22 protein-coding genes, 1 tRNA gene and 1 riboswitch are annotated in these 20,955 nt (G+C 64.2%); of the genes, 15 read left to right on the top strand and 8 right to left on the bottom strand.

The features are described 5' to 3' along the window. Nucleotides 1-31: 31 nt before the first annotated feature. Genes IWX77_RS01440 through IWX77_RS01455 form a run of 4 tightly spaced genes read left to right on the top strand, consistent with a single transcriptional unit; the run spans nt 32 to nt 3,374 of the window. Complete coding sequence (locus IWX77_RS01440) at nt 32-958, top strand: ABC transporter permease (protein WP_297414351.1); 927 nt, start codon at nt 32-34, stop codon at nt 956-958. Nucleotides 959-967: 9 nt separating this feature from the next. Then, nucleotides 968-1,768: an ABC transporter permease gene (locus IWX77_RS01445; protein ID WP_196842715.1), complete on the top strand. Its 801-nt coding sequence runs from the start codon at nt 968-970 to the stop codon at nt 1,766-1,768. A 52-nt stretch (nt 1,769-1,820) separates the two neighbouring features. Next, the gene (gene dinB / locus IWX77_RS01450) at nt 1,821-3,038 is read left to right on the top strand and encodes a DNA polymerase IV (RefSeq protein ID WP_196842716.1); all 1,218 of its coding nucleotides are present in this window, start codon (nt 1,821-1,823) and stop codon (nt 3,036-3,038) included. Between the two features lie 9 nt (nt 3,039-3,047). Continuing rightward, the gene (locus IWX77_RS01455; protein ID WP_196842717.1) at nt 3,048-3,374 is read left to right on the top strand and encodes a hypothetical protein; all 327 of its coding nucleotides are present in this window, start codon (nt 3,048-3,050) and stop codon (nt 3,372-3,374) included. 80 nt (nt 3,375-3,454) lie between these two features. On the opposite strand, the gene IWX77_RS01460 is transcribed toward IWX77_RS01455, so the two are convergent. Further along, on the bottom strand, nt 3,455-3,694 hold the full coding sequence (locus tag IWX77_RS01460; protein ID WP_196842718.1) for a hypothetical protein: 240 nt from the start codon (nt 3,692-3,694) through the stop codon (nt 3,455-3,457). Between the two features lie 42 nt (nt 3,695-3,736). Then, nucleotides 3,737-3,846: riboswitch (TPP riboswitch) on the top strand. 32 nt (nt 3,847-3,878) lie between these two features. On the opposite strand from IWX77_RS01460, the gene IWX77_RS01465 reads away from it, so the two are divergent. The 4 genes from IWX77_RS01465 to IWX77_RS01480 are packed head-to-tail and all read left to right on the top strand — an operon-like array spanning nt 3,879 to nt 7,445. Next, the gene (locus tag IWX77_RS01465; protein ID WP_196842719.1) at nt 3,879-4,526 is read left to right on the top strand and encodes an ECF transporter S component; all 648 of its coding nucleotides are present in this window, start codon (nt 3,879-3,881) and stop codon (nt 4,524-4,526) included. Nucleotides 4,527-4,529: 3 nt separating this feature from the next. Continuing rightward, nucleotides 4,530-6,059, top strand: a complete 1,530-nt coding sequence (locus tag IWX77_RS01470) for an ABC transporter ATP-binding protein (protein WP_196842720.1) — start codon at nt 4,530-4,532, stop codon at nt 6,057-6,059. Then, a complete protein-coding gene (locus IWX77_RS01475) occupies nt 6,056-6,850 on the top strand; it encodes an energy-coupling factor transporter transmembrane component T family protein (protein ID WP_196842721.1) in 795 nt (264 codons plus the stop codon). The genes IWX77_RS01470 and IWX77_RS01475 overlap by 4 nt, the downstream gene beginning before the upstream one ends. Then, a complete protein-coding gene (locus IWX77_RS01480) occupies nt 6,843-7,445 on the top strand; it encodes an AAA family ATPase (protein ID WP_297414359.1) in 603 nt (200 codons plus the stop codon). The genes IWX77_RS01475 and IWX77_RS01480 overlap by 8 nt, the downstream gene beginning before the upstream one ends. A 1,533-nt stretch (nt 7,446-8,978) precedes the next feature. Here the strand turns inward: IWX77_RS01480 and IWX77_RS01485 are convergent. Further along, nucleotides 8,979-9,506, bottom strand: coding sequence for an RHS repeat-associated core domain-containing protein (locus tag IWX77_RS01485; protein ID WP_196842722.1), 528 nt, complete (start codon nt 9,504-9,506; stop codon nt 8,979-8,981). A 481-nt stretch (nt 9,507-9,987) separates the two neighbouring features. On the opposite strand from IWX77_RS01485, the gene IWX77_RS01490 reads away from it, so the two are divergent. Continuing rightward, the gene (locus tag IWX77_RS01490; RefSeq protein ID WP_196842723.1) at nt 9,988-10,176 is read left to right on the top strand and encodes a hypothetical protein; all 189 of its coding nucleotides are present in this window, start codon (nt 9,988-9,990) and stop codon (nt 10,174-10,176) included. Here IWX77_RS01490 and IWX77_RS01495 read toward each other — a convergent pair. Further along, nucleotides 10,169-10,870, bottom strand: a complete 702-nt coding sequence (locus tag IWX77_RS01495) for an Ig-like domain-containing protein (protein ID WP_196842724.1) — start codon at nt 10,868-10,870, stop codon at nt 10,169-10,171. The genes IWX77_RS01490 and IWX77_RS01495 overlap by 8 nt on opposite strands. A gap of 693 nt (nt 10,871-11,563) precedes the next feature. On the opposite strand from IWX77_RS01495, the gene IWX77_RS01500 reads away from it, so the two are divergent. Beyond that, entirely contained in the window at nt 11,564-11,839 is a 276-nt protein-coding gene (locus IWX77_RS01500) for a hypothetical protein (protein WP_196842725.1), read from the top strand. 6 nt (nt 11,840-11,845) lie between these two features. Here IWX77_RS01500 and IWX77_RS01505 read toward each other — a convergent pair whose 3' ends face one another. The 4 genes from IWX77_RS01505 to orn form a co-directional block, all read right to left on the bottom strand. Beyond that, a complete protein-coding gene (locus IWX77_RS01505; protein WP_196842726.1) occupies nt 11,846-13,165 on the bottom strand; it encodes a hypothetical protein in 1,320 nt (439 codons plus the stop codon). A 24-nt stretch (nt 13,166-13,189) separates the two neighbouring features. Continuing rightward, entirely contained in the window at nt 13,190-13,540 is a 351-nt protein-coding gene (locus tag IWX77_RS01510; protein ID WP_196842727.1) for a metallopeptidase family protein, read from the bottom strand. A 56-nt stretch (nt 13,541-13,596) separates the two neighbouring features. Next, a tRNA-His gene (locus IWX77_RS01515) sits at nt 13,597-13,672 on the bottom strand. A gap of 44 nt (nt 13,673-13,716) precedes the next feature. Then, nucleotides 13,717-14,391, bottom strand: coding sequence for an oligoribonuclease (orn, locus tag IWX77_RS01520; protein WP_196842728.1), 675 nt, complete (start codon nt 14,389-14,391; stop codon nt 13,717-13,719). 81 nt (nt 14,392-14,472) lie between these two features. On the opposite strand from orn, the gene IWX77_RS01525 reads away from it, so the two are divergent. Then, a complete protein-coding gene (locus IWX77_RS01525; protein WP_196842729.1) occupies nt 14,473-14,733 on the top strand; it encodes a thioredoxin family protein in 261 nt (86 codons plus the stop codon). An 8-nt stretch (nt 14,734-14,741) separates the two neighbouring features. Here the strand turns inward: IWX77_RS01525 and IWX77_RS01530 are convergent, their stop codons facing one another. After that, the gene (locus IWX77_RS01530; protein ID WP_196842730.1) at nt 14,742-15,509 is read right to left on the bottom strand and encodes a FadR/GntR family transcriptional regulator; all 768 of its coding nucleotides are present in this window, start codon (nt 15,507-15,509) and stop codon (nt 14,742-14,744) included. Nucleotides 15,510-15,726: 217 nt separating this feature from the next. Here IWX77_RS01530 and IWX77_RS01535 point away from each other — a divergent pair, with 217 nt between their 5' ends. The 4 genes from IWX77_RS01535 (at nt 15,727) to IWX77_RS01550 (ending at nt 20,948) form a co-directional block, all read left to right on the top strand. After that, nucleotides 15,727-17,238, top strand: a complete 1,512-nt coding sequence (locus IWX77_RS01535; protein WP_196842731.1) for an ABC transporter substrate-binding protein — start codon at nt 15,727-15,729, stop codon at nt 17,236-17,238. A 103-nt stretch (nt 17,239-17,341) separates the two neighbouring features. Next, a complete protein-coding gene (locus IWX77_RS01540) occupies nt 17,342-18,289 on the top strand; it encodes an ABC transporter permease (protein WP_196842732.1) in 948 nt (315 codons plus the stop codon). Then, on the top strand, nt 18,286-19,167 hold the full coding sequence (locus IWX77_RS01545; RefSeq protein ID WP_196842733.1) for an ABC transporter permease: 882 nt from the start codon (nt 18,286-18,288) through the stop codon (nt 19,165-19,167). The genes IWX77_RS01540 and IWX77_RS01545 overlap by 4 nt, the downstream gene beginning before the upstream one ends. After that, complete coding sequence (locus tag IWX77_RS01550) at nt 19,164-20,948, top strand: dipeptide ABC transporter ATP-binding protein (RefSeq protein WP_196842734.1); 1,785 nt, start codon at nt 19,164-19,166, stop codon at nt 20,946-20,948. Before IWX77_RS01545 ends, IWX77_RS01550 begins: the two co-directional genes overlap by 4 nt. The last annotated feature ends 7 nt before the right edge of the window (nt 20,949-20,955 follow it).

Consider the following 20,955-nt stretch of genomic DNA (forward strand, 5'->3'; position numbering starts at 1 on the left):
CGCCTGCTCGAGTCAGGCAGAAGGATAAAACATGATGGTTGACGCGTCTGCGCCACCCACTCGCCGGGCGGTGGTGCCTCTACGGCAGGGCACCATCGCCCGGCGGGGCTCGGTTTTTCTCAGCCGGCACCCGCGCCTGCGGCTGTCGCTGCTGCTTGGCGCACCTCTGTTTTGGCTGGGCCTGGTCTATATCGCAGCCCTCGCCGCGCTGCTGATCACCGCCCTGTGGACGGTCGACTCGTTCACCGGGCAGATTTCGCAGACCTGGACCGTCGACAACATCGTGGCGGTGTTGACGGGTTCGCTCTACCAAACCGTGACGCTGCGTACGCTGGGCGTCGCGCTTCTGGTCACCATCATCGACATCGTGATTGCCCTGCCGATCGCGTTCTACATGGCGAAGGTTGCCAGCCCGCGGGCCCAGCGCATACTCGTCATCGCGATTCTGATGCCGCTCTGGGCGAGCTATCTCGTCAAGGCGTACGCCTGGCGCTCGGTGCTCTCCCAGGGCGGAATCTTTGAATGGCTCGTGTCACCGTTCGGCGGTCACAGTCCCGGCTACGGCCTGCCGGCAACGATCATCACGCTGTCATACCTGTGGTTACCGTATGTCATTCTGCCGATCTACGCGGGACTGGAGCGGGTGCCGGATTCGTTGCTGGAGGCATCCGGTGATCTTGGTGGTGGCACCTGGTCGACCCTGCGCCTGGTGGTGTTGCCGATGATCTGGCCGGCCATCATCGCCGGGTCGATCTTCAGCTTCTCGCTCTCCCTTGGCGACTACATCACCGTCAATATCGTCGGCGGGGCCAACCAGATGCTCGGCAACCTCGTTTATACCAATGTCGGGGCGGCGAACAACCTGCCACTCGCGGCCGCGATTGCGCTTGTTCCCATTCTGATCATCTTCGCCTACCTCGCCGCCGTGCGGCGCACGGGCGCGCTCAACAACCTGTAGGAGTCTGTTATGCGTTTGAGTCGCTCGGCCCGAGGCCTGCTCGCGGCGATCACGGCCGTGGTGTTGGCCCTGATCTACCTGCCGCTGCTCGTGGTGTTCGTGAACTCGTTCAGCACCAGCCAGAACCTCACCTGGCCGCCACCGGGCTTCACCCTGGGATGGTGGGCGAAGGCGTTCCAGAGCGACGGAGCCCTCGACGCGGTGCTAACCAGCCTGCAGGTGGCGCTCGCGTCGACGGCGGTGGCGCTCGTTCTCGGCACCCTCATCTCGCTCGGGCTGCAACGCTTCGAATTCTTCGGGCGGGATGCCATCAGCCTGCTGGTCATTCTGCCGATCGCGTTGCCCGGCATTGTGACCGGCATCGCCCTGAACAACGCCTTTCGCACCGGTCTCGGCGTGCAGCTGTCGATTCTGACACTCATCATCGCCCACGCGACGTTCTGCATCGTGACCGTGTTCAACAACGTGATCGCCCGGCTGCGGCGGCTCGGTACGAGTCTCGAAGATGCCTCCTCCGACCTCGGCGCCGGCATCTGGACAACGTTTCGCCTGGTGACCTTTCCGCAATTGCGGTCGGCGCTGTTCGCCGGCGGCCTGCTCGCCTTCGCCCTGAGCTTCGACGAGATCATCGTGACGACGTTCACGGCTGGGTCGAGCGTGAAGACGCTGCCGCTGTGGATTCTGGACAACCTGTTCCGGCCCAACCAGGCGCCGGTCGTCAACGTCATCGCCGTTGTGCTTGTGCTCGTCTCGATCATTCCCATCTACTTCGCGCAGCGCATCGCCGGCGCAGAAAAAGTCGTGCGCTAGCTTTTCGTAACTGCGGTAGTGCCCAGGCGTGGGATCGGGTTAGGGTTTTTCGGTGGGCAGACAGGACGGCAGCGGGCGGCAGATCTCGGCGGATGACGTCGATGACCGTTCGGCGACCGTGCTGCACGTCGACCTCGACGCATTCTTCGTGTCGGTCGAGTTGCTGTCCCACCCCGAATTCGTCGACCAGCCGGTGATCGTCGGCCACCGTGGTGGCCGTTCAGTTGTGACGGCGGCCAACTACATCGCCCGGCGCTACGGCGTGAACTCAGCCATGCCGATGGCACTCGCGCTGAGGCAGTGCCCGAACGCGATCGTGCTCGAGCCACACATGGGGCTGTATCGCGACTTTTCTGCGCGGGTCATGAGCATCTTCGACGACGTCACTCCGCTCGTCGAACGGCTCGGCATCGACGAGGCCTTCCTTGACGTGGCTGGCGCGACGCATCTGTTTGGTTCACCGGCCGTGATCGGGGAGCTCATTCGCGCACGGGTGTTCGCCGAAACCGGGCTGGTCTGCTCGGTCGGCGCGGCGTCCACCAAGTTCATCGCCAAACTTGCCTCGGGCCTGGCCAAACCCAACGGTCTGCTCGTCGTTCCGGCCGAGGAGACGATCGCGTTTCTGCATCCGCTGCCCGTGACCGCCCTCTGGGGCGTGGGAGCGGCCACCGAGCAGGCGCTGACCCGCCTGGGCTTGAAGCTCATCGGCGATATTGCGCACACCCCGCTCATGGTGTTGCAGAAGACGCTGGGGGAGGCATCCGGTCAGAAGCTGCTGGAGCTGTCGTGGGGGCGTGACCCGCGCGCGGTGACCCTCGAGCGCCAGGAGAAGAGCGTTGGCCACGAGGTGACCTTTGAACACGATGTGACCGATATCGACCAGCTGCGCAGCGAATTGTTGCGGCAATGCGACCTCGTGGCCGCGCGGCTGCGGCGGAGCGATCTCGTGGCGCGTCGCGTGGCCCTCAAACTGCGTTACACCGACTTCAGTACGGTCACCCGGTCGCGCACTCTCGCCGAACCCAGCAACGTTGGCCGCCGAATTTACGAGGAAGCGGTCGTCGCCTTCGACCTGCTGGCCGCCTCGGGCATTCGCGTGCGCCTGATCGGGGTGCGCGCCGAGCAACTCGGGACGGCGTCGGGATCGGTGGGACTGTGGGATCCGGACGAAGACTGGCGGAGTGCCGAGCTGGCGGTTGATTCCGTGACCGAACGATTCGGGGCGGGAACCGTGCGTCCGGCCTCGTTCTTCAAGCCCTGGGCGCGCTAACCTGTTGGAATGACCAGCCTCCCGGAAAAACTCGCAGAAACGTTTCGTGCCGCCGGTGTGAAATCGGCCTACGGTGACCCCGTGCAAATCGACGGCGTCACCCTCGTTCCCGTGGCGCTTGCCTACTACGGCTTCGGTGGCGGCGACGCCGGTGAAGGTGGTGCCGGTTCGGGCGGTGGCGGCGGCGGAGTGACCGTGCCGATCGGTGCGTACGTGAAGTCTGGCGGAACCGCCCGCTTCGAGCCCAACGTCATCGCGCTGCTCGCCGTCGGCGTACCGTTCCTGATCGTGGCCGGTCGCGCCCTCGCGCGAGTGATCCGAGCCCTCAAGAAGTAGCTCTTCTCTGCACCGGGCCCTTCGCTGTTTCCGGGCCCGGCCCGGAACGTGGGCCCATGAGAGAACCTGGGCCCGCCTTCCTAAGGTGGGCCCAGACGAGTACGGCGCGGCCTGCGCTCGCGCCGGATGCGCAGCGGCCAGCGCGGGCGGCGCGCGAAACGACGCCGCAACCAGTGCGGCACGCGCGGCCGCAACCAGGCCGGCCAGTGCCACGGGCCGTTCACGGGCAAGCCCTGCGCGATTCGACGGCGCCGCAGAATGAACCGGCGCATGAGCACAAGATACAGGGCCGCCAACACGAGCAAAATACCGACGCTCATAGTGTGCTCCCCATTCCGTCAGTCTAGGCGGGGCACTAGTATTGAAGCGATCACGGGAGTCCGGTATACCGGGCTGAGAGGAAGCTGCATAGGCTTCGACCGTCGAACCTGATCTGGATCATGCCAGCGCAGGGAGGCTTCTCAATCCCGTGCCCTGTATTCACCTACGGAAAGGGCACGAACAGTGCACGCTACAACCACACATCTGGGCCAGCCCACGTCTGAGCGCACGCCGCGCAACTTTCGCTGGCGCGTCGTCGACATCGTCGTCGCGAGCGTCATCGGCGTCGCGAGCGGTGTCATCTTCTGGGCCTGGGGCCTCGCCTGGTCGCCGCTCAGCGCGATCCTCGCGTTCACGCCCGGACTGGAAGGCCTGCTGGCCGGCGGCTGGCTGTTTGCCGGAGTGCTCGGCGGCCTCATCATTCGCAAGCCCGGCGCAGCGCTCTACACCGAGGTCATCGCGGCCGTTGTGTCGATGCTGATCGGCACCCAGTGGGGGTTCTCCACACTCATCTGGGGCATCGTGGAGGGTCTCGGCGCGGAGATCGTGCTGGCCCTGTTCCTGTACGCCAACTGGCGCCTGGGCGTAGCCCTGCTCGCGGGCGCCGGAGCGGGCGTGGCCGTTGGACTGCTCGACACGACCTTCACGAGCTATGCGGCGCTGGACTTTGGCTACAAGGCCGTCTATTTCGTATCCGCTGTGGTGTCGGGCACCGTTCTGGCCGGGTTGCTGTCCTGGCTCACCGTGCGCGGCCTGGCCCGCACCGGCGCACTCGGCCGGTTCGCCTCCGGGCGGGAAGGTTCGCCAGCGCCCTCCACCGCGCTCAGCTAGCGGATGCCTCCCCCCTCTTCGTTCACGCCCGCTCGCCGCCCGCAGATCCGAGCCGTGCAGATCCGCGCCCGCAACTGGGGCTGGCGCCACGCCGGGCGCCATAACCAGGCGGTATCGAGGCTCGACCTGCAGATTGAGCCCGGCGAGCGGGTACTGCTGCTCGGGGCCAGCGGTGCCGGAAAGAGCACCCTGGTACACGCGCTGGCCGGGGTGCTCGGCGACGCTGAAGACGGGGACGAGACGGGTTGTCTACTCGTTGACGGGCGACGCGCCGCCGAGGCACGTGGGCGGGTCGGTTTGGTGCTGCAAGACCCGGATTCTCAGGTTGTGCTCGCCCGGGTCGGAGACGACGTGGCGTTCGGCTGCGAGAACCTCGCCGTACCGCGTGCCGAGATCTGGCCGCGCGTGCGACGCGCCTTGGCCGAGGTGGGCCTGAACCTGCCGCTCGACCATCCCACCTCGGGCCTGAGCGGCGGCCAGAAACAGCGCCTGGCCCTCGCCGGCGTGCTCGCTATGCAGCCGGGGCTGCTGCTGCTCGACGAACCAACGGCCAACCTCGACCCGGGCGGCGTCATCGACGTGCGCGACGCCGTCGTGCGTTCCCTCGACCACTCCGGGGCAACGTTTGTGGTCATCGAGCACCGAGTCGAGGTCTGGCAAGACGTCGTGGATCGCGTCATCGTGCTCGATCCGGCTGGCGGCGTACTGGCTGACGGTGCGACCCGCGAAATCCTGTCCAGCCAGGGTGAACGCTTGGCGCAGGCCGGTGTCTGGGTGCCGGCGCTGCCGCCACGGTTTCCGACGCGCCACCCGATCAGTCATCGGCAGGCGCTGCTCTCGGCCGAGGCGCTCGCGGTCGGCCGTGTTCCGTTCGGCCGGCGCACGGCATCCGTTGTCGCCGAGGGCATCACCCTCGACGTGTGCGCCGGCACGGCCACCGTCGTGACCGGGCCAAACGGAGCCGGCAAATCCACCCTCGCTCTGACGCTGGCGGGGTTGCTCGCCCCGGCCGGGGGAACACTGCGCGCGAGCGACAGCTTTGCGGCGGGCATCAAACCCGCGCCGCACCGGTGGCGTTCGAAGCAGTTGCTCACCCGAATTGGAACCGTCTTTCAGGACCCGGAACACCAATTCCTGGCCGCTAGCGTGCGCGACGACCTGCTCATCGGCCCGCGCGCCCTCGGTCTGAGTGTCGCGGAGCAGAACATCCGCGTCGATGAGCTGATGCACCGGCTGCGACTGGATCATCTCGCCGACGCCAACCCGTTCACCCTGTCGGGTGGGGAGAAACGACGGATGTCCGTAGCCACCGTGCTCGCAACCCGCCCCCGCCTGCTCGTGCTCGACGAGCCGACCTTCGGACAGGATTCCCGCACCTGGCAGGAACTCGTGACTTTTCTGGCCGAGCTCCTCGACGAGGGAACCGCCCTCGTCGCGGTGACCCACGACGCCCAGTTCGTCAGCGCCCTCGCCGACGAGGAATACCGACTCGGCACGCCCGACCCGATCAGGCTCGAGGCGGGAGCACTGTGAGCCTCCTGACCCCGACGATCCGCCCGAGCGTCGTCGGCCGCCTCAACCCGGTGGCCAAGCTCGCCGTTGCCCTCATCGTGAGTTGCGCGCTGCTGCTCTCGATCGACTGGGTGTCGGCGGGCGTCGCCCTGCTGCTCGAGGCCGTGCTACTGCTCTGGTGCGGCCTGAGCGCCCGACAGTTCTGGCTGCGCACCGCACCGGTCTGGATCGCCGCACCGATGGCATCGATCACAACGATCCTGTACGGCGAAGACTCCGGCACCTTGCTCTGGCAATTCGGATTCATCAGTGTCACCGAAGGTTCAGTCCAGCTGGGTCTGGCTATCGGGCTGCGGGTGCTCGCCATCGGCCTGCCTGGCATCGTGCTACTTGCCACGACCGATCCGACCGACCTCGCCGACGGCCTCGCCCAGGTGCTCCGCCTGCCGAGTAGGTTCGTGCTCGGCGGCCTGGCCGGGCTGCGGCTCGTGGGCATGTTCATCGAAGACTGGCATTCGCTCACCCTCGCACGACGAGCCCGAGGGGTCGGCGATGGTGGCGGGGTGCGCGGTGCCACGCGGCGGTTCTTTGGCCCGGCCTTCTCCCTGCTCGTGATCTCGGTGCGTCGAGGCAGCAAACTCGCCACGGCCATGGAAGCGCGTGGCTTCGGCAGCGAGGAACCGCGCACCTGGGCCCGGCCGTCCCGGGTTCGAGCGGCCGATGCCGTTCTCGTCGGCATCGGATTCTTGATTGCCGGCACTGCCATCGGCGTCGCAGTGTGGGCCGAGACCTGGAGATTCATTCTTGCCTAATAGCAACCTGCAGCAGCGAGTCGTGCCGAACCCCGATGCAGGGCCAGCACCACACGTCACGGTCCTGCTGACACCCGTGCTGCAGGAGGTAGTTGCTGCCGGACCGAATGCGGTGGTACTCATCGACGGCCCGAGCGGTGCCGGCAAGAGTACGCTTGCTGACGAGCTCGTCGCCACCTGGCCGGGCCCGCAGCGCCCGACGCTGGTGCGCCTCGACGACATCTACCCGGGCTGGCAGGGGTTGGATGCCGCCATCGAGCAGGTGCACGCCCGGCTGCTGGTGCCGCGTCACGCCGGCCAACCCGGGCAGTGGCAGCGCTACGACTGGGCCCGCGGGGAGTCGGCCGAGTGGAACCGGGTCGAGCCGGAGCGTCCGCTCATCGTGGAAGGCTGCGGCGCGCTGGCTTCCGCCCATGAGGCCGTGAGTGATGTGCGCGTGTGGATCGACGCCGACGACACGCTCCGCAAACGCCGTGCCCTCGACCGGGATGGCGAAATGTATCGACCGCACTGGGACGAATGGCAGGAGCAGTGGAAGGCCTATGTCGTGCGGGAGACCCCCCGCCGATGGGCAACCATTCTCCTCACCGCGTGACCGAGCTGGACGCTATCACCTGGAGGGTCACGAAAGGTTGACGCTTTAGCACCGCAATTCATACCACACAGGGCAAAGGTCAGTGCTTTGTTAATCTTGTTCTGAACCAGTAGATCGACCACCCTGCGCCTATGACGAGTGCCAATATTCCTAGGACCAAATTCTTGCCCAAGAATCCAGCGGCGGCGACCAGTATGAACAAAGCAATACTGATAATCCAGATCCATACATTTTCCTGTTTCATTAGACGGCATTTTTTATTGACGCAGCAGCTGAAAATCTAAAATACCACCGCTAAGGCGCTACTCAAACCCACAATCAGAATCGGATTGAAAAATCTAGAGCGTCATTCTCGGCCGATTGTCGTGGTCATTGCGATCTCCGTAAGAAAGAGGGTCGCGAGTCCCACGAATGCCACTACTTCCAGAGCACGCGTCAATTGCACCAGCGCTGTCCGTAATCCCCGTGGCAGCCAAGTCTTGTTGGGGCCAACCTCCCCGTGGCTGGGTTATACCAGCGTGTCCCGGCCGAATCACTTTCGTCCGATAAACCCTAACTGGAGAGTTGCTATCCCTAATACAAACAGGATAATTCCAAATGCGCTCAGAACATTAAGATTTGTCTCGCGTCTTCGATGTCTCTGTCCAATCAAAAACATCACGGTTCCCGCAAGCATCACTACAAATCCAATACTTGAAAGTCCCAGATTCATGAGCACGTCCCATCGTAGAAGTCGAGCGCGTAGTAGTACTTCGACCCGCCCGCGAATCGTGTGCTGACCGCGTCGCCGTCGCCATCAGGCCTTTGGAGTATTATTCTTTGCCCTTCTCCGGGCCTGGACAAGTTGAACCGAATAGAGCAGAGTACTAATACCCCCGATGATCGCGATGACGTAACCGTAGCGGATGTTTCCAGCGTCCGATGATGTGATGCCGATAAATAGGCCCAAGAGTGACATGGCCGCAGACACCGCGACGGACAAGATCTTCCAAATCATCCTCATCCTCCTACAAAGTTCGGTTTAGGGCCACGCGCTATCCCCCCTACTGTCCGACGCATTCATGGGTTCGCATCTGGCGGCGGTGAGTAGGTGGTCGGTGCCGGTGGATCGGGCTTCACCGTGTGAGGAGTAGGAGATCGCGCTCATCAAATTTGCTATCAGTCCCGAATAAATTGTCACCACTTTGACGGTCGGTTTCGGATGATTATCACCGCAGCCAGTAAGACCACCGCAGCCCCGAGCACGAGTGACCAGTCGGCCCCCGGCTGCTGAAACCCGCGAATCCTGCGCAGGAGGGATGAAATGAAAACTGCAAAGACGACACCACCGAGGGCAATGAAATAGAAGAACAGTTGCCTCCGAGGCATGCTTCACCTTCTCCTGCCCCTAGGGGCATAGGTTGCTGATCAGTAGCGCAGGCGCCCCCGCGGCTAAAGCCACTACCCCTGCTGCTCCGAAGATTCCGGCCGCGAGACTGGCACCTCCCGTAAAGGCGGTAGCGACCCCTCCGGCAACGAGTCCCATACCACCCGCTACATACGCGATGTTCCCAAAGACGGCCCCGCGGCCAGAGCATTGTCAGCGCAGGCTAGCCCGGACGGATCTTTGGCGTTGATGGGGTAGCAGCCGGCGTAGGCGTAGGGGTTGGTTTCTTGTCCGGAGGGGTCGTATTGGGTGAATCGGCCGATGCTGGGGTCGTAGTAGCGGGCTCCGAGTTTGTAGAGTCCTGATCCGGTGTCGTCGTAGCCGCTGATGTAGCGGAGATGGTTGGTGGTCAGGGCGCTTCCGGTGCTGACGGCTCGGGTTTCTCCGTAGGGGCTGTCGGAGTAGCCGCCGAGATACACGCCGGTTCTGTCGAACACGCCCACGACCGAGCCGAGGCTGTCCTGGGTGTAATAGTATCGGGACCCGCCGCTGAGCCGGGTGCTGAGGGCTTGCCCATCCGGGGTGCGGGTGAAGGCCCGGCTGGGGCCACCCACGTTCTCACCAATCAGTTCCAGTGGAAAGTTCTGGAATGTGCCGGAACTGCTGCGTTGGCCCGGCATTCTTCTGAGACTCACGATGCAAGATCCCTAGCCCATAAGACTTGCAAGTACAGGCACCGTCGCGACAACCAAGCACACCAGCAAGAGCACTCGCCACCGTTCCGGTCTGCGCCCCTTTTTCTTAGGAAATTGCTTCGATAAGTCGACGCCAAGAAATACGATGAGGACGAATAGGATAAGGGGGCCGAGGCTGGCTATGATCTCCGTGACGGTCATCCGTTACCCGGCCTACAGGCCTCGGCCGCACTCGACAGTCAGCGCGACCGCAACAGCTGTGGACAAGACAAAGATCATGTTGCGTCGTTGCATCACACGCCGATCGATGGCGAGCACGGAAGAGCTCGGTGGCCCCACTATGGCGCAATAAATACCAAGAAGCCAGATCCGGTTCTGGAGTCAGTGAGACGAACGCGAGTCGGCCGAGTGGAACCGGGTCGAGCCGGAGGGTCCGCTCATCGTGGAAGGCTGCGGCGCGCTGGCTTCCGCCCATGAGGCCATGAGTGATGTGAGCGTCTGGATCGACGCCGACGACACGCTGCGTAAACGTCGTGCCCTCGACCGGGACGGCGAAATGTATCGACCGCACTGGGACGAATGGCAGGAGCAGTGGAAGGCCTATGTCGTGCGGGAGACCCCCAGACAGTGGACAACCATTCACCTGGGGGCCGATCCGGCGCTTACTTGACGACCAGCGTGACGGCCGGGCTGGTAGAGGGTTTCGAGTTGAAACCACCGGAGTATTCTGCGGTCACTCGATGTGGACCAGGGGCGAGTAGGGGTAGCAGGATAGAGGGTTTGGTACCCCCGATCACGAACGACTTGGTGCCGACCGCTCGACCATCGACCTTGAACGTGACTTCGGCCAATGGGACTTCTGGCGCAATGGGAACCGTGGTGACCACGGTGGCCGTGGCCCTGACCCGCTGGGTCGACAGCGCGACGCTGCTGCTGAGGTTCACGCGCGTCGTCGTGTTCACGCCGGTCGACGTGATCTTGACCGTCGTGCGCCACTCGGACGCGATGGTGCGCTCGGGAGTCGTTAACGAGCCTGGCGAGGTTCGGTCGGCCGACACCCGGACCAGCACATCTTCACCGTCGTAGAACAGCGCGCCGAGGTCGGTCGGAATGACGAAGCTCAGTGACGAACCGTTCGACGATACCGTCGCCGAGCCGACGAACGCGGAATCGGCGCGCAGATCGCTGCTGGTGAGACTGACGAAGGAGACAACGGTTTCTGACCCGCTCGGAACCGGCCACGTTCCCGGCGCACCGATCACACGAAAGCGCAGTCCAGCCTGCACGGTGGTCCCCGCACTTTCATCAGCATCGTAGAGACGAGTGACGGTCGCGGCCACGAGCGTCCGGTCGGCGTTGCTCACCCGAACAGTCGGGGGGGCACCGGCTGTCGCCGTGAACGACCATTCCGCACGCCCATACGTCGACTCGACCGAGCCAGAGTTGCAGACCAAGTAGTAGGGTGCCCCAGAAGACATGCTCACTGATCCGGCCGCAAACGTGAGGGAGCGTGTTCCGGATGCTGACCACTGTGCCGGTGTCCAGGTGCGTCGGGCGAGTGAGCTTCCGTCTGCACGGAAACTGCAGGTGACGTTCGCGGGGGGCATCTGTGCCACCGAGATTTCAATCTTCGTAGTCGTCGGCCCGACGGGAATCTGGCGCTGGGCCGAGTCACCGGACCTGGTGGACAGCTGCCGCACAAAACCGGTGTTGGCCGTGAAATCAGGGTTGGACGTCACAGCGCTGTGCGCGCTGCTCGGCGGAGGCGCAGCCGAGGCCACGCCAGCAGTGCCAGCGAGAGACGCGACGACGAGTGCGGCGGTGCTCGCAGCAACGACGAGCGATCGCAGCCGTGGTGGGCGAGACGCTCCTGCGGGTACTGAGAAGTGCGAGAGCATCAGTGATCTCCAATTTGTTTGCCGACATCGCGGCAGCCGGGATACTGCCCGCAGACGGAGCCATCGTGGCCCGTCAGCGCGGGTTCGTCAATGTGCCGCGGCCCTATTGCGTTCCGCACCTGCCGTGAAAAGGCGTGGGAGAGGACTAGGTTTGTTGGCATGACAAGTGCAGACCAGACCGGGGCCGACTCGGCAAACGAGACATATATTGCCGAGTTCATTGACGGACCCCTGGAGGGTCAGATCGATTCCCGGGTGCTCGTGGGCGGAAAACACGCGCCCCGCATTAGTATGGTGGCGGCCGTCGCCGGTCTGGAATCAGTCTTCTGGTACGACGAGGTAGACCAACGAGACATGAACGGGCAACGCCGCGTGCGCTACGCCTTCGACCAGGGTGAGAGCGACCCGATCGACACCGAGGTCGAGCCGCTGTAGTCGGAGTTACTGCCTGAACAGGGCTGTGATCATGACAATCGGATGCAACAGTCGCCAGCCCGGGCCAGGGTCGGCGATGCCCCCGTCAAGTTTCAGTGCGGCCGAGAGCTTCTCGCCAGTGACGGTGAGCTGCACCTGGCCGACGTTTGCGCCCTTGCGGGCCGTGGTGAAACTCTTCAGTGTCACCGTCGCGGCCTCCGGGGCGGCGGCCTGCCAACCATAACGAGTGCGCGACACTCCGACAACGGCCGTAGCCTCATCACCCCACGCTGATTTAAAGGTCGCGTAGGCATCGCCGGCAGCGAGCACCGGAAGCGGGCCGACCCCGGCCCGCGCGCTTGCCATGAGGGCGGTCAGGTCGGCCGTGAGCGCGTCGTAGGTCGGTTCACCGATAAAGGCGCCAGAGAACGTGAAGCTCGAGGCGCCGTCACTGACCTCCGCGGTGAACAGAAAACAGATACCGGCGGCATCCGTGTAACTGCGCGAAATGCCCGTGACGCCTTCCTCCGGCAGATACGAGGTGGTGTTCTCGACGCCACGACGGTCTGCCAAAGCGGATGCGGGACTGCTCAGCATCGCAGACACGACCGGGTTGGTCGCGGCGAGGCCCGCGAGGTGAGCCAGGTCCGTTGCAGTGCCGGCGCTCGCATCGTGGAGCCCGGTGGCGTCAACGACAGCGGTGCCGGTCAGCCCGTTGTCGGCCAGCCAGGCGTTGGCGGCGACAACGTAGGCGTCGACCGAGCCAAACGCCCAACGGGCCACACTGTCGGCGTGATTGTTGCTCGACCCGAGCAATAGCGCCTGCAACAGCTCCAGCTCAGTCCACTGCTCGTCGGCAAAGACCGCAACCGAGCGGGCACCGACCTTGTCATAGTCGAGATAGCTCTGAAAATCGGCCGCAGTGAGGGTGACAATCGGGCCGGTCTCGCCCGCCACAATTGGTTTCGCATCGAGGACAACGAGTGCGGTCACGACCTTGGCAATGGATGCCATCGGCAGCGCCTCGGCGGTGCCAGCCACCGCGATCGGCGCCGGAACCGCGGTGCTGGTTGAATCCGTGCTGGCTGAAGACGAGCCGGTCGTGCCGTTTGAGGTCGTGCCGGAAGCATCGCTCGTCGTGACAGCGAGTACGGCGATGGCGCTCGCGCCATGTGCCGAGAGCGCCGGGGGAGTGGGTGCGGCGGCACTCGCGGCGGGAGTGACCGTCGTGGTGGTGACGGCAGGCAGGGGCCCCAGCAATGTCGCGGGGCCGTACACGCCGATTCCGAGAATCACCACGGTTCCGACCAGGATGCCGACGAAACGGCCGGGACGGAAGGAACTCATGCTCCAAGGCTAGACCGCTCGAGGTCAGCTCCAGCCGAGTTCGTGCAGCCTGTCGTCATCAATGCCGTAGAAATGGGCGATTTCATGAACCAGGGTGATGTGAATTTCATCGTGCAGGTCGTCGAGACTAGTACAGATGGCCAGTAGCGGCTCCCGATACAGCACAATGCGATCGGGCATCTCGCCAAAGCCGTATTGACCGCGCTCGGTGAGTGCGACGCCGTCATACAGGCCCAGAATATCGAGGGTGCCGTCGTCGGGACGGTCTTCGACCACGAAGATCACATTGTCGAGCCCGTCGACCATGTCATCGGGCAGCAGATCCAGCTCGCCCACGACGAGTCGCTCAAATTCGGATGCGTCCAGGTCTAACATCGCGGCCTACTCTCGACGACCCGACGGCGGCCGGAGCCGGACACGCGGACTGTCATTGGGGTGAGTAACGGGGATTGAACCCGCGACCTCCTGGACCACAACCAGGCGCTCTGCCAACTGAGCTATACCCACCATGCATCCCCGCGTCTACAATGCGGGGCAACTTGGCAATCCTATTACACCTCGGAGGTGAATAAGTGCACGACTTCCGCGGCGTGCGACTTGGCTTCGTCGCTGGTCGGCCCGGGGTCCGCCACGAAGACGGTCTGTCGGTAGTACGCGAGCTCGCGGATCGACTCGAGAATGTCGGCCAGGGCACGGTGTCCACCGTCTTTGGCCGGAGCGTTGAAGTATACCCGTGGGTACCAGCGTCGGGCGAGCTCTTTGATCGATGACACGTCGACGTTGCGGTAGTGCAGCTGGTTGTCGAGGCGCGGCATGTAGCGGGTGAGGAAGGCACGATCGGTGCCAATGGAGTTGCCGGCGAGCGGGGCTTTCTGCTCGGCTGGAATGAACTTCAGTACGTATTCGAGAGCCTGAAACTCTGCCTCGGCGGCGCTGACGCCGTTCGGGATCTCGGTGATCAGACCCGAGGACGTGTGCATATTGCGTACGAATTCGCCCATATTCTCGAGGGCCGAGTCGTTGGGCTTAATGATGATGTCCAGGCCGGGATCGAGCACATTGAGATCGTAGTCGGTGATGACGACAGCGATCTCGACGAGCTCGTCGCGGTCCAGGTCGAGCCCGGTCATTTCGCAGTCGATCCAGACCAGGCGGTCGGGACTCTTCGACGTCGCGGAGATCGTGGGGGCGGTCGTCGGTGCTGTACCAGTCGTGCTGTTCGTCATACGTTGAGTCTACCGGTGGCCTCCCACACGGCCTGTAAACTTGAGGGAGACCATTTTCAACGCACGACCTGTGAGGCTTTGATGGAATTCACACTGTATTCTTCGGCATTCTGCGAACCGTGCATGCAGACGCGAGCGGTCCTCTCCGAGGCGAAACGGTTAGTCCCCGGCGCGACGGTGCGCGAAATCGACGTTGCCGGCGAACCCGAGCAGGCCGAGGCGCTGCTCATCCGCAACACCCCAACGGTCATCATTACCAACGGTGCCGGCACCGAAGTGTTTCGTGCGGCCGGCGTTCCCACTTTAACGCAGGTGCTCGTCGCCGCCGCCAAAGCGCTCTGAACCGGGGTTTACGACAGAGCCACGTCGTCAGCGGCACCCAGCGCAGCCCGGTTCTTCAGCGACATGATGTCGCCGTAGTACTCGATGACGAAGGACCGGGCCAACCGTCCGGCGGTTGGTCCGTCGCCCGCCGAGATCGCGCCCAGGATCTCGCGATCGTGGGCCAGAGACAGTTCCATCTTGGCCTGGGAGTTGGGCGCACGATCGAGTTCCTCGGCGACCATGTCGATGAGGGCGCCGCGGGCCGCCTCGCCGCAGATCTGAATGAGTTGATTGTGGCTGGCCTCCCACACACTCACGTGAAAGGCGACATCCGCTCGGCTAAACGCGATCGGTCCGTGCTTCACTTCAGCCTGCATCGCGTCAACGGCGGCACGCATCGTCTGCAGCTGGTCCTCGGTGCGGTGCTGCGCGGCCAGGGTGCAGGCGGCGCCCTCCAACATGATGCGAAACTCCACAAGCTCTTCCAGGGCGATGGTTTCCAGGCGCACGAGACGGTTGACGGTTTTGGTCAGGATGGCCGGCGAGGCTTGCAGAACTTCGGGTCCGCGCGGATCTCCAGGGCGCGAGCGTACCAGTCCGGTGCTCTCGAGAACGCGCAAGGCCTCACGAATGGTCGACCGGCTCACCTCGAAAGTCAGCATCAGTTCGCGCTCGCTCGGCAGACGATCGCCGGGGCGCAGTTCCCGCGTGCTGATGGCGCCTTCGATCTGCTCGACGACGCGTTCGTAGGCTTTCACGGTTTTGACGGCGGTAAATGCGGCTTTGTGGGTCATCTGCACTTCCTCGAGGTTGCGACCCAGTGTCAATATCGGGGTCGATCTTGACGATCTGAGATCTGCATGTAAAGCTGACATTGGTACAGAGTGTACTGGTCTGACCATATATTTCATCGGTGTGGACAGTACATTTCCGCAGTATTTCTCACACACTTTCTGACAGCATTTCTGGCCGATCTTCGTCGGGCCAGCCGAACCAGAGGGGCACGTTCCTATGAGGGCACGCACCCGGCGAAGAATGATCGCCAGCTTCGCCACGGTCATGGTTGCATCCATGGCCCTGGTCGGCTGTTCCACCGGGTCAACAAACGTCGAGGGAGAACCCGACACCTCGTTGACCGTGGGCCTGCTGGCTACTCCCGGCAACCTCGACTACACCACGACCGCCGGTGCCGCGATCCCGCAGGCGCTCCTCTACAACGTCTACGAGGGGCTGGTGAAACTCGACAACGACGGCACGGTCATTCCCCTGCTCGCCAAGTCGTGGACGGTCAGCGACGACGGGCTGGTCTACGACTTTCAACTCAACGCGGGCGTGACCTTCTCCGACGGGTCACCGTTCACCGCCGACAGCGTCAAGTTCAGTCTCGAACGTGTCAAGGATAACTGGACCGCCAACGGTCCCGCCTACCTCGACCCGATTGCCGCTATCGAGGCCGTCAGTGACACCGAGGCTCGCATTACCCTGTCGAAGCCGAGCAACAGCTGGCTGTTCAACATGAGCGGTCCGGTCGGCACCATGTTCACCGAATCCGGTATCGCCGACCTCGCCACCGCTGCGGTCGGTACCGGACCGTATACGGTCAGCTCCTTCAAAACCGGAGAAAGCCTCGTTCTCTCAGCCAACGCCGACTACTGGGGCGAGGCCCCGTATATGACGGATGTGACGCTGCGCTACTTCACCGATGCGACCGCGCAGACCAACGCCCTGCTCAGCGGCGATATCAACCTCATCTCGGGTATCTCGCAGTTCCAGCTTGTCGACCAGTTCAAGTCCAACGCCGACTTCCAGGTGCTGGAGGGCGCCAGCACCGGTGAGGTCACCTTGTCGATGAACAACGCCAGCGATGCGTTCAGCGACGTTCGTGTGCGGCAGGCCGTCATGTACGCGATCGACCGTCAGGCCGTGATGGACACGGCGAACAGCGGCTACGGTCTGCTGATCGGCTCCATGGTGGCGCCGACCGACCCCTGGTACGACGCCAGCCTGGCCGATCTCTACCCGCACGACCCCGACAAGGCCACCGAGCTTCTCGACGCGGCCGGCGTCAGCGACCGGACCGTGTCGTTCAAAATACCCAACCTTCCCTCCGCCGTGGCCGGCGCTCAGGTCGTCAAGGACCAGTTATCCAAGGTGGGCATCACCGCCAACGTGACGGCCCTCGAATTTCCAGCTGTCTGGCTCGATGAGGTCTTCTCCAACCACGACTACGACATGTCGCTCATCATGCACAGCGAGCCGCGCGACGTGACGGCTTTCGCCGCGCCCACCTACTACGCGGGTTACGACTCTCCCGAGGTGATGGCGACGTTCGCTGAAGCGGATGCCGCCGACCCGACCGCTTACATCGAACTGATGAAGGAGGCCACGACCACCATGGCCGATGAAGCCGCCGCCGATTGGCTCTACCTTCAGCCGGCCATCTCCCTTGCCGACGCCGACCTGCTCGGCGTTCCCAAGAACACCCCGAGCCTCGCGCTGGATCTGTCGACCATCGAACGATAGGGAAGTCGGAGCCGGCGCGCGTACGGTTGTTGTTGTTCAAGCGGTTGGCGCGCCAGTGTCGAGCGTCGTACCAACCGTAAATCAGTCAGAGGAAAGTCCCGTTATGGCGCTTGTGGTTCTACGACGCATCGGCGTGTTCGCCACCACGGTCGTCGTGGCCTCGATCGTGACATTCCTGATGCTGTCGATCCTGCCCGGCAACGCTGCACGCATCGCCCTGGGGGTTCAGGCCACTGAAGCGGATGTTGCCGAGCAGGCCACGGCCATGGGACTCGACCGACCCGCGGTCGTGCGCTATCTGGACTGGTTTGGGCACGTACTCGTCGGTGACTTCGGTACCTCCACCGTGTCGCGTCAGGCGATCGGCCCCGACATAGCGGATGCCCTCGGCATCACGGTGATTCTCGTGCTGACCAGCGTCGTGCTGGCCCTGCTCTTCGCGATCCCGTTCGGAATCCTGACCGCGGTCAGGCATCGAAAGCCCGACGGCGTGATTTTGTCGGGCATCAGCCAGATCGGTGTTGCCGTGCCCGGCTTTTTGGCCGGTATGCTGCTCGTCACCGTCTTCGCCGTGACGCTGCGCTGGCTCCCGGCGGGCGGCTGGGTCGACCCGGGTGACGACTTCAGGGGATTCCTTGAGCACCTCATCCTGCCCGCAATCGCCCTCGGCAGCGTGCAGGGCGCCGTACTCAGCCGCTACGTGCGATCGTCAGTCCTGGAAGTCATGCGGGAAGACTTCATCCGCACCGCCCGGGCCAAGGGCCTCGGCGCGGGACGGGCGCTGTTCCGGCACGGACTGCGGAACGCTGCCGTTCCGGTGATGACCGTGCTCGGTCTGCAGATCGCCACCCTCCTGGTCGGCGCCGTCGTGATCGAGCGGGTGTTCAGCATTCCCGGCCTCGGCAGCCTGCTGCTCGACAAGGTCGCCCTGCGTGACCTGCCCGCCGTGCAGGGCATCGTGCTCGTGCTCGTCGTGTTCGTGCTGGTGCTGAACTTTCTCGTCGATCTCGCCTTCACGCTGATCGATCCCCGGCTTCGGAGTGCCTCATGAGCGCTATCGATCCCCAGGCTCTCGCCGCGACCGGGCCACGGCCTCGCCGAGCGGCCAGCCGCGGGAATGGCAGGGCAACGCTGGGGGCCGGCCTCGTACTCATCGGCCTCGTCGTGCTGGCTGCCGTCGTCTCGCTGTGGTGGACGCTGTTCGACCCGGAGGGGGTCTTCTCAGATTCCATCCTGCGGCCACCCGGCTCGGAACACCTCCTGGGCACCGACAGCTTCGGGCGAGACGTGTTCAGTTCCATCCTGCGCGGTGCCCAAATCTCGCTGCTCGTGGGAACCGTCGCGGTCGGCATCGCGGCCGTGCTTGGTGTGCCCTTCGGCATCGTCGCCGGCATGAACCCGGGCCGACGGGACCAGTTCATGATGCGCGGCAACGACATATCACTCGCCTTTCCCGCCCTGCTGCTCGCGATCATCTTCGGCGCCATCTTCGGGGCCGGCACGGTCACCGCGATGGTGGCACTCGGAATCGGAACGGCACCCGCATTCGCGCTCATCGCCCGCAGCGGAACCATGCAGATCATGAGCCGTGAATTCGTGCAGGCGGCCCGCGCCTCGGGCAAGAGCGGCGTGTTCATCGGAGTGCGGCACATTCTGCCCAACATCAGCGGCATGCTCATCGTGCAGGCCTCGGTCTCGTTCGGCATCGCGGTCCTGGCCGAGGCCGCCCTCTCATACTTGGGTCTCGGCACGCCACCACCCACACCGTCCTGGGGGCGCATGCTGCAGGATGCCCAGGGCTACTTGTTCATCGAGCCGCTGCTGATCGTGTGGCCGGGAATCGCCATTGCCATCGCGGTGCTCGGCTTCAACCTGCTCGGTGACGGCCTCCGCGATCGCTTCGACCCCAAAATGCAGGTGAAACGATGACCTCGATCACACCAACATCGACTCTCAGCGTGCGAGACCTGCGGGTCGGTTCGCCCTTCGTCGAGCTGCTGCACGGCATCAGTTTCGACATCGCGGCCGGCGAACGCGTTGGCCTGATCGGGGAATCAGGCTCGGGAAAGTCGCTCACCGCGATATCCGTCATGGGGCTGCTGCCGGAAACTCTCAGGGCCACCGGCACCGTGCGCCTGAACGGTCTCGATACCGATCTGCTCACCGCGGCCGAGCGTCGCCTGAATCAGTTACGTGGCAGCACCATGGCGATGGTGTTTCAAGAGCCGATGACCGCCCTGAATCCGCTCATGCGGGTCGGAGCCCAGGTGGCCGAAATTATGATGGTGCACCGCACCGAGAAGGGTCGGCGCCAGGCCCGGGAACGCGCCGTCGACCTGCTGGCGCAGGTCAAACTGCCCAACCCCACCGAGGCGGCCCTCGCGTTTCCGCACCAGCTCTCCGGCGGGCAACGCCAGCGTGTCATGCTCGCCATGGCGATGGCCAACGACCCCCAGCTGTTGCTCTGCGACGAACCGACCACGGCGCTCGACGTCACCGTGCAGGCCGGGGTACTAAAACTGATCGGAAACCTCGTGGCCGACCGCGGCACCGCGCTCATGTTGATCACCCACGACATCGCGGTGGTCGCGGAGGTATGCCAGCGGGTGCTGGTCATGTACCAGGGCAACATTGTCGAGGATGGACCGGTCGGACGCGTGTTGACCGCGCCGCAGCATCCGTATACCAAAAACCTCATCGCGGCGTCCGATCTCTCCTGGGTCGACGACCGTGGCCGGCTGCACACCGTGTCGATGCCCGTCGTCGCGACCCCGTTCGTACCCGCCGCCGCAGCGGCACCCCGCCGGGTCGAAGCGGATGCGCCGCCGCCGATGCTGCCGGCTCACCGGGCCGCACACCAGCGGCTCGAACCCGGCGGCCCGCCGGTGATTTTTAACGAGGTGGCCGGTGCACCCGTCATTCGCGTGCGCGACCTGAGCCGGCAGTACCGTCGGCGCGGCGGCGACCTGTTCTCCCCAGCACCGATCGTGCACGGCCTGCGCGACGTGTCCTTCGATGTGGCCGAGGGGCAACGGTTCGGCGTCGTGGGCGAATCCGGTTCCGGTAAATCCACGCTCATGCGCATCCTCTGCGCCCTGGACCAGCCGAGTTCCGGCACGATCGACGTACTCGGTCAACGAATCGATATTGCCGCGGAACGGCAATTGCGTGATTTTCGCAGTCAGGTGCAGATCGTGTTTCAGGACCCGATGGGGTCACTGGACCCGCGCATGACGGTGCGCGACATCGTCGCCGAACCCTTGCGTTACGTCAGTCGGGCCGAGGCCCGAGCCCGGGTTGAAGCGCAGCTGGCCGCCGTCGGGCTCGACGCCGACGTGATGGACCGGCATCCGCACCAGTTCTCCGGCGGCCAACGGCAACGCATCTCGATTGCGCGGGCGCTCATCACCCGGCCGCGAGTTCTGGTGGCGGACGAAGCGGTCAGCGCCCTCGACGTGTCGGTGCGGGCACAGGTGCTGAACCTGCTCGCCGACCTGGTCGACGAATATCAGCTCACGCTCGTGTTTGTCTCCCATGACCTCGGAGTCATTCGTCACCTGTGCGACACCGTGGCCGTCATCTCCGACGGACGCATTGTCGAATGCGGACCCACCGACAACGTCTACGACCACCCCCTGCACCCGTATACGCGCCAGCTGGTCAGCGCGACGCCGTCACTGGACGAGCTGGCCCGTCGCGTCACCGCCTGATGCCGCC

Source organism: Cryobacterium sp. CAN_C2, from assembly GCF_015751745.1.
GTDB lineage: Bacteria > Actinomycetota > Actinomycetes > Actinomycetales > Microbacteriaceae > Cryobacterium.

Coding starts and splice junctions, on each gene's coding strand:
- IWX77_RS01510 (WP_196842727.1), bottom strand. CDS start 13,540: ATGTTAGACCTGGACGCATCCGAATTTGAGCGACTCGTCGTGGGCGAG.
- IWX77_RS01525 (WP_196842729.1), top strand. CDS start 14,473: ATGGAATTCACACTGTATTCTTCGGCATTCTGCGAACCGTGCATGCAG.
- IWX77_RS01500 (WP_196842725.1), top strand. CDS start 11,564: ATGACAAGTGCAGACCAGACCGGGGCCGACTCGGCAAACGAGACATAT.
- IWX77_RS01460 (WP_196842718.1), bottom strand. CDS start 3,694: ATGAGCGTCGGTATTTTGCTCGTGTTGGCGGCCCTGTATCTTGTGCTC.
- IWX77_RS01440 (WP_297414351.1), top strand. CDS start 32: ATGATGGTTGACGCGTCTGCGCCACCCACTCGCCGGGCGGTGGTGCCT.
- IWX77_RS01455 (WP_196842717.1), top strand. CDS start 3,048: ATGACCAGCCTCCCGGAAAAACTCGCAGAAACGTTTCGTGCCGCCGGT.
- IWX77_RS01470 (WP_196842720.1), top strand. CDS start 4,530: ATGCCTCCCCCCTCTTCGTTCACGCCCGCTCGCCGCCCGCAGATCCGA.
- IWX77_RS01505 (WP_196842726.1), bottom strand. CDS start 13,165: ATGAGTTCCTTCCGTCCCGGCCGTTTCGTCGGCATCCTGGTCGGAACC.
- IWX77_RS01550 (WP_196842734.1), top strand. CDS start 19,164: ATGACCTCGATCACACCAACATCGACTCTCAGCGTGCGAGACCTGCGG.
- orn (WP_196842728.1), bottom strand. CDS start 14,391: ATGACGAACAGCACGACTGGTACAGCACCGACGACCGCCCCCACGATC.
- IWX77_RS01490 (WP_196842723.1), top strand. CDS start 9,988: ATGAGTGATGTGAGCGTCTGGATCGACGCCGACGACACGCTGCGTAAA.
- IWX77_RS01540 (WP_196842732.1), top strand. CDS start 17,342: ATGGCGCTTGTGGTTCTACGACGCATCGGCGTGTTCGCCACCACGGTC.
- IWX77_RS01535 (WP_196842731.1), top strand. CDS start 15,727: ATGAGGGCACGCACCCGGCGAAGAATGATCGCCAGCTTCGCCACGGTC.
- IWX77_RS01530 (WP_196842730.1), bottom strand. CDS start 15,509: ATGACCCACAAAGCCGCATTTACCGCCGTCAAAACCGTGAAAGCCTAC.
- IWX77_RS01445 (WP_196842715.1), top strand. CDS start 968: ATGCGTTTGAGTCGCTCGGCCCGAGGCCTGCTCGCGGCGATCACGGCC.
- IWX77_RS01545 (WP_196842733.1), top strand. CDS start 18,286: ATGAGCGCTATCGATCCCCAGGCTCTCGCCGCGACCGGGCCACGGCCT.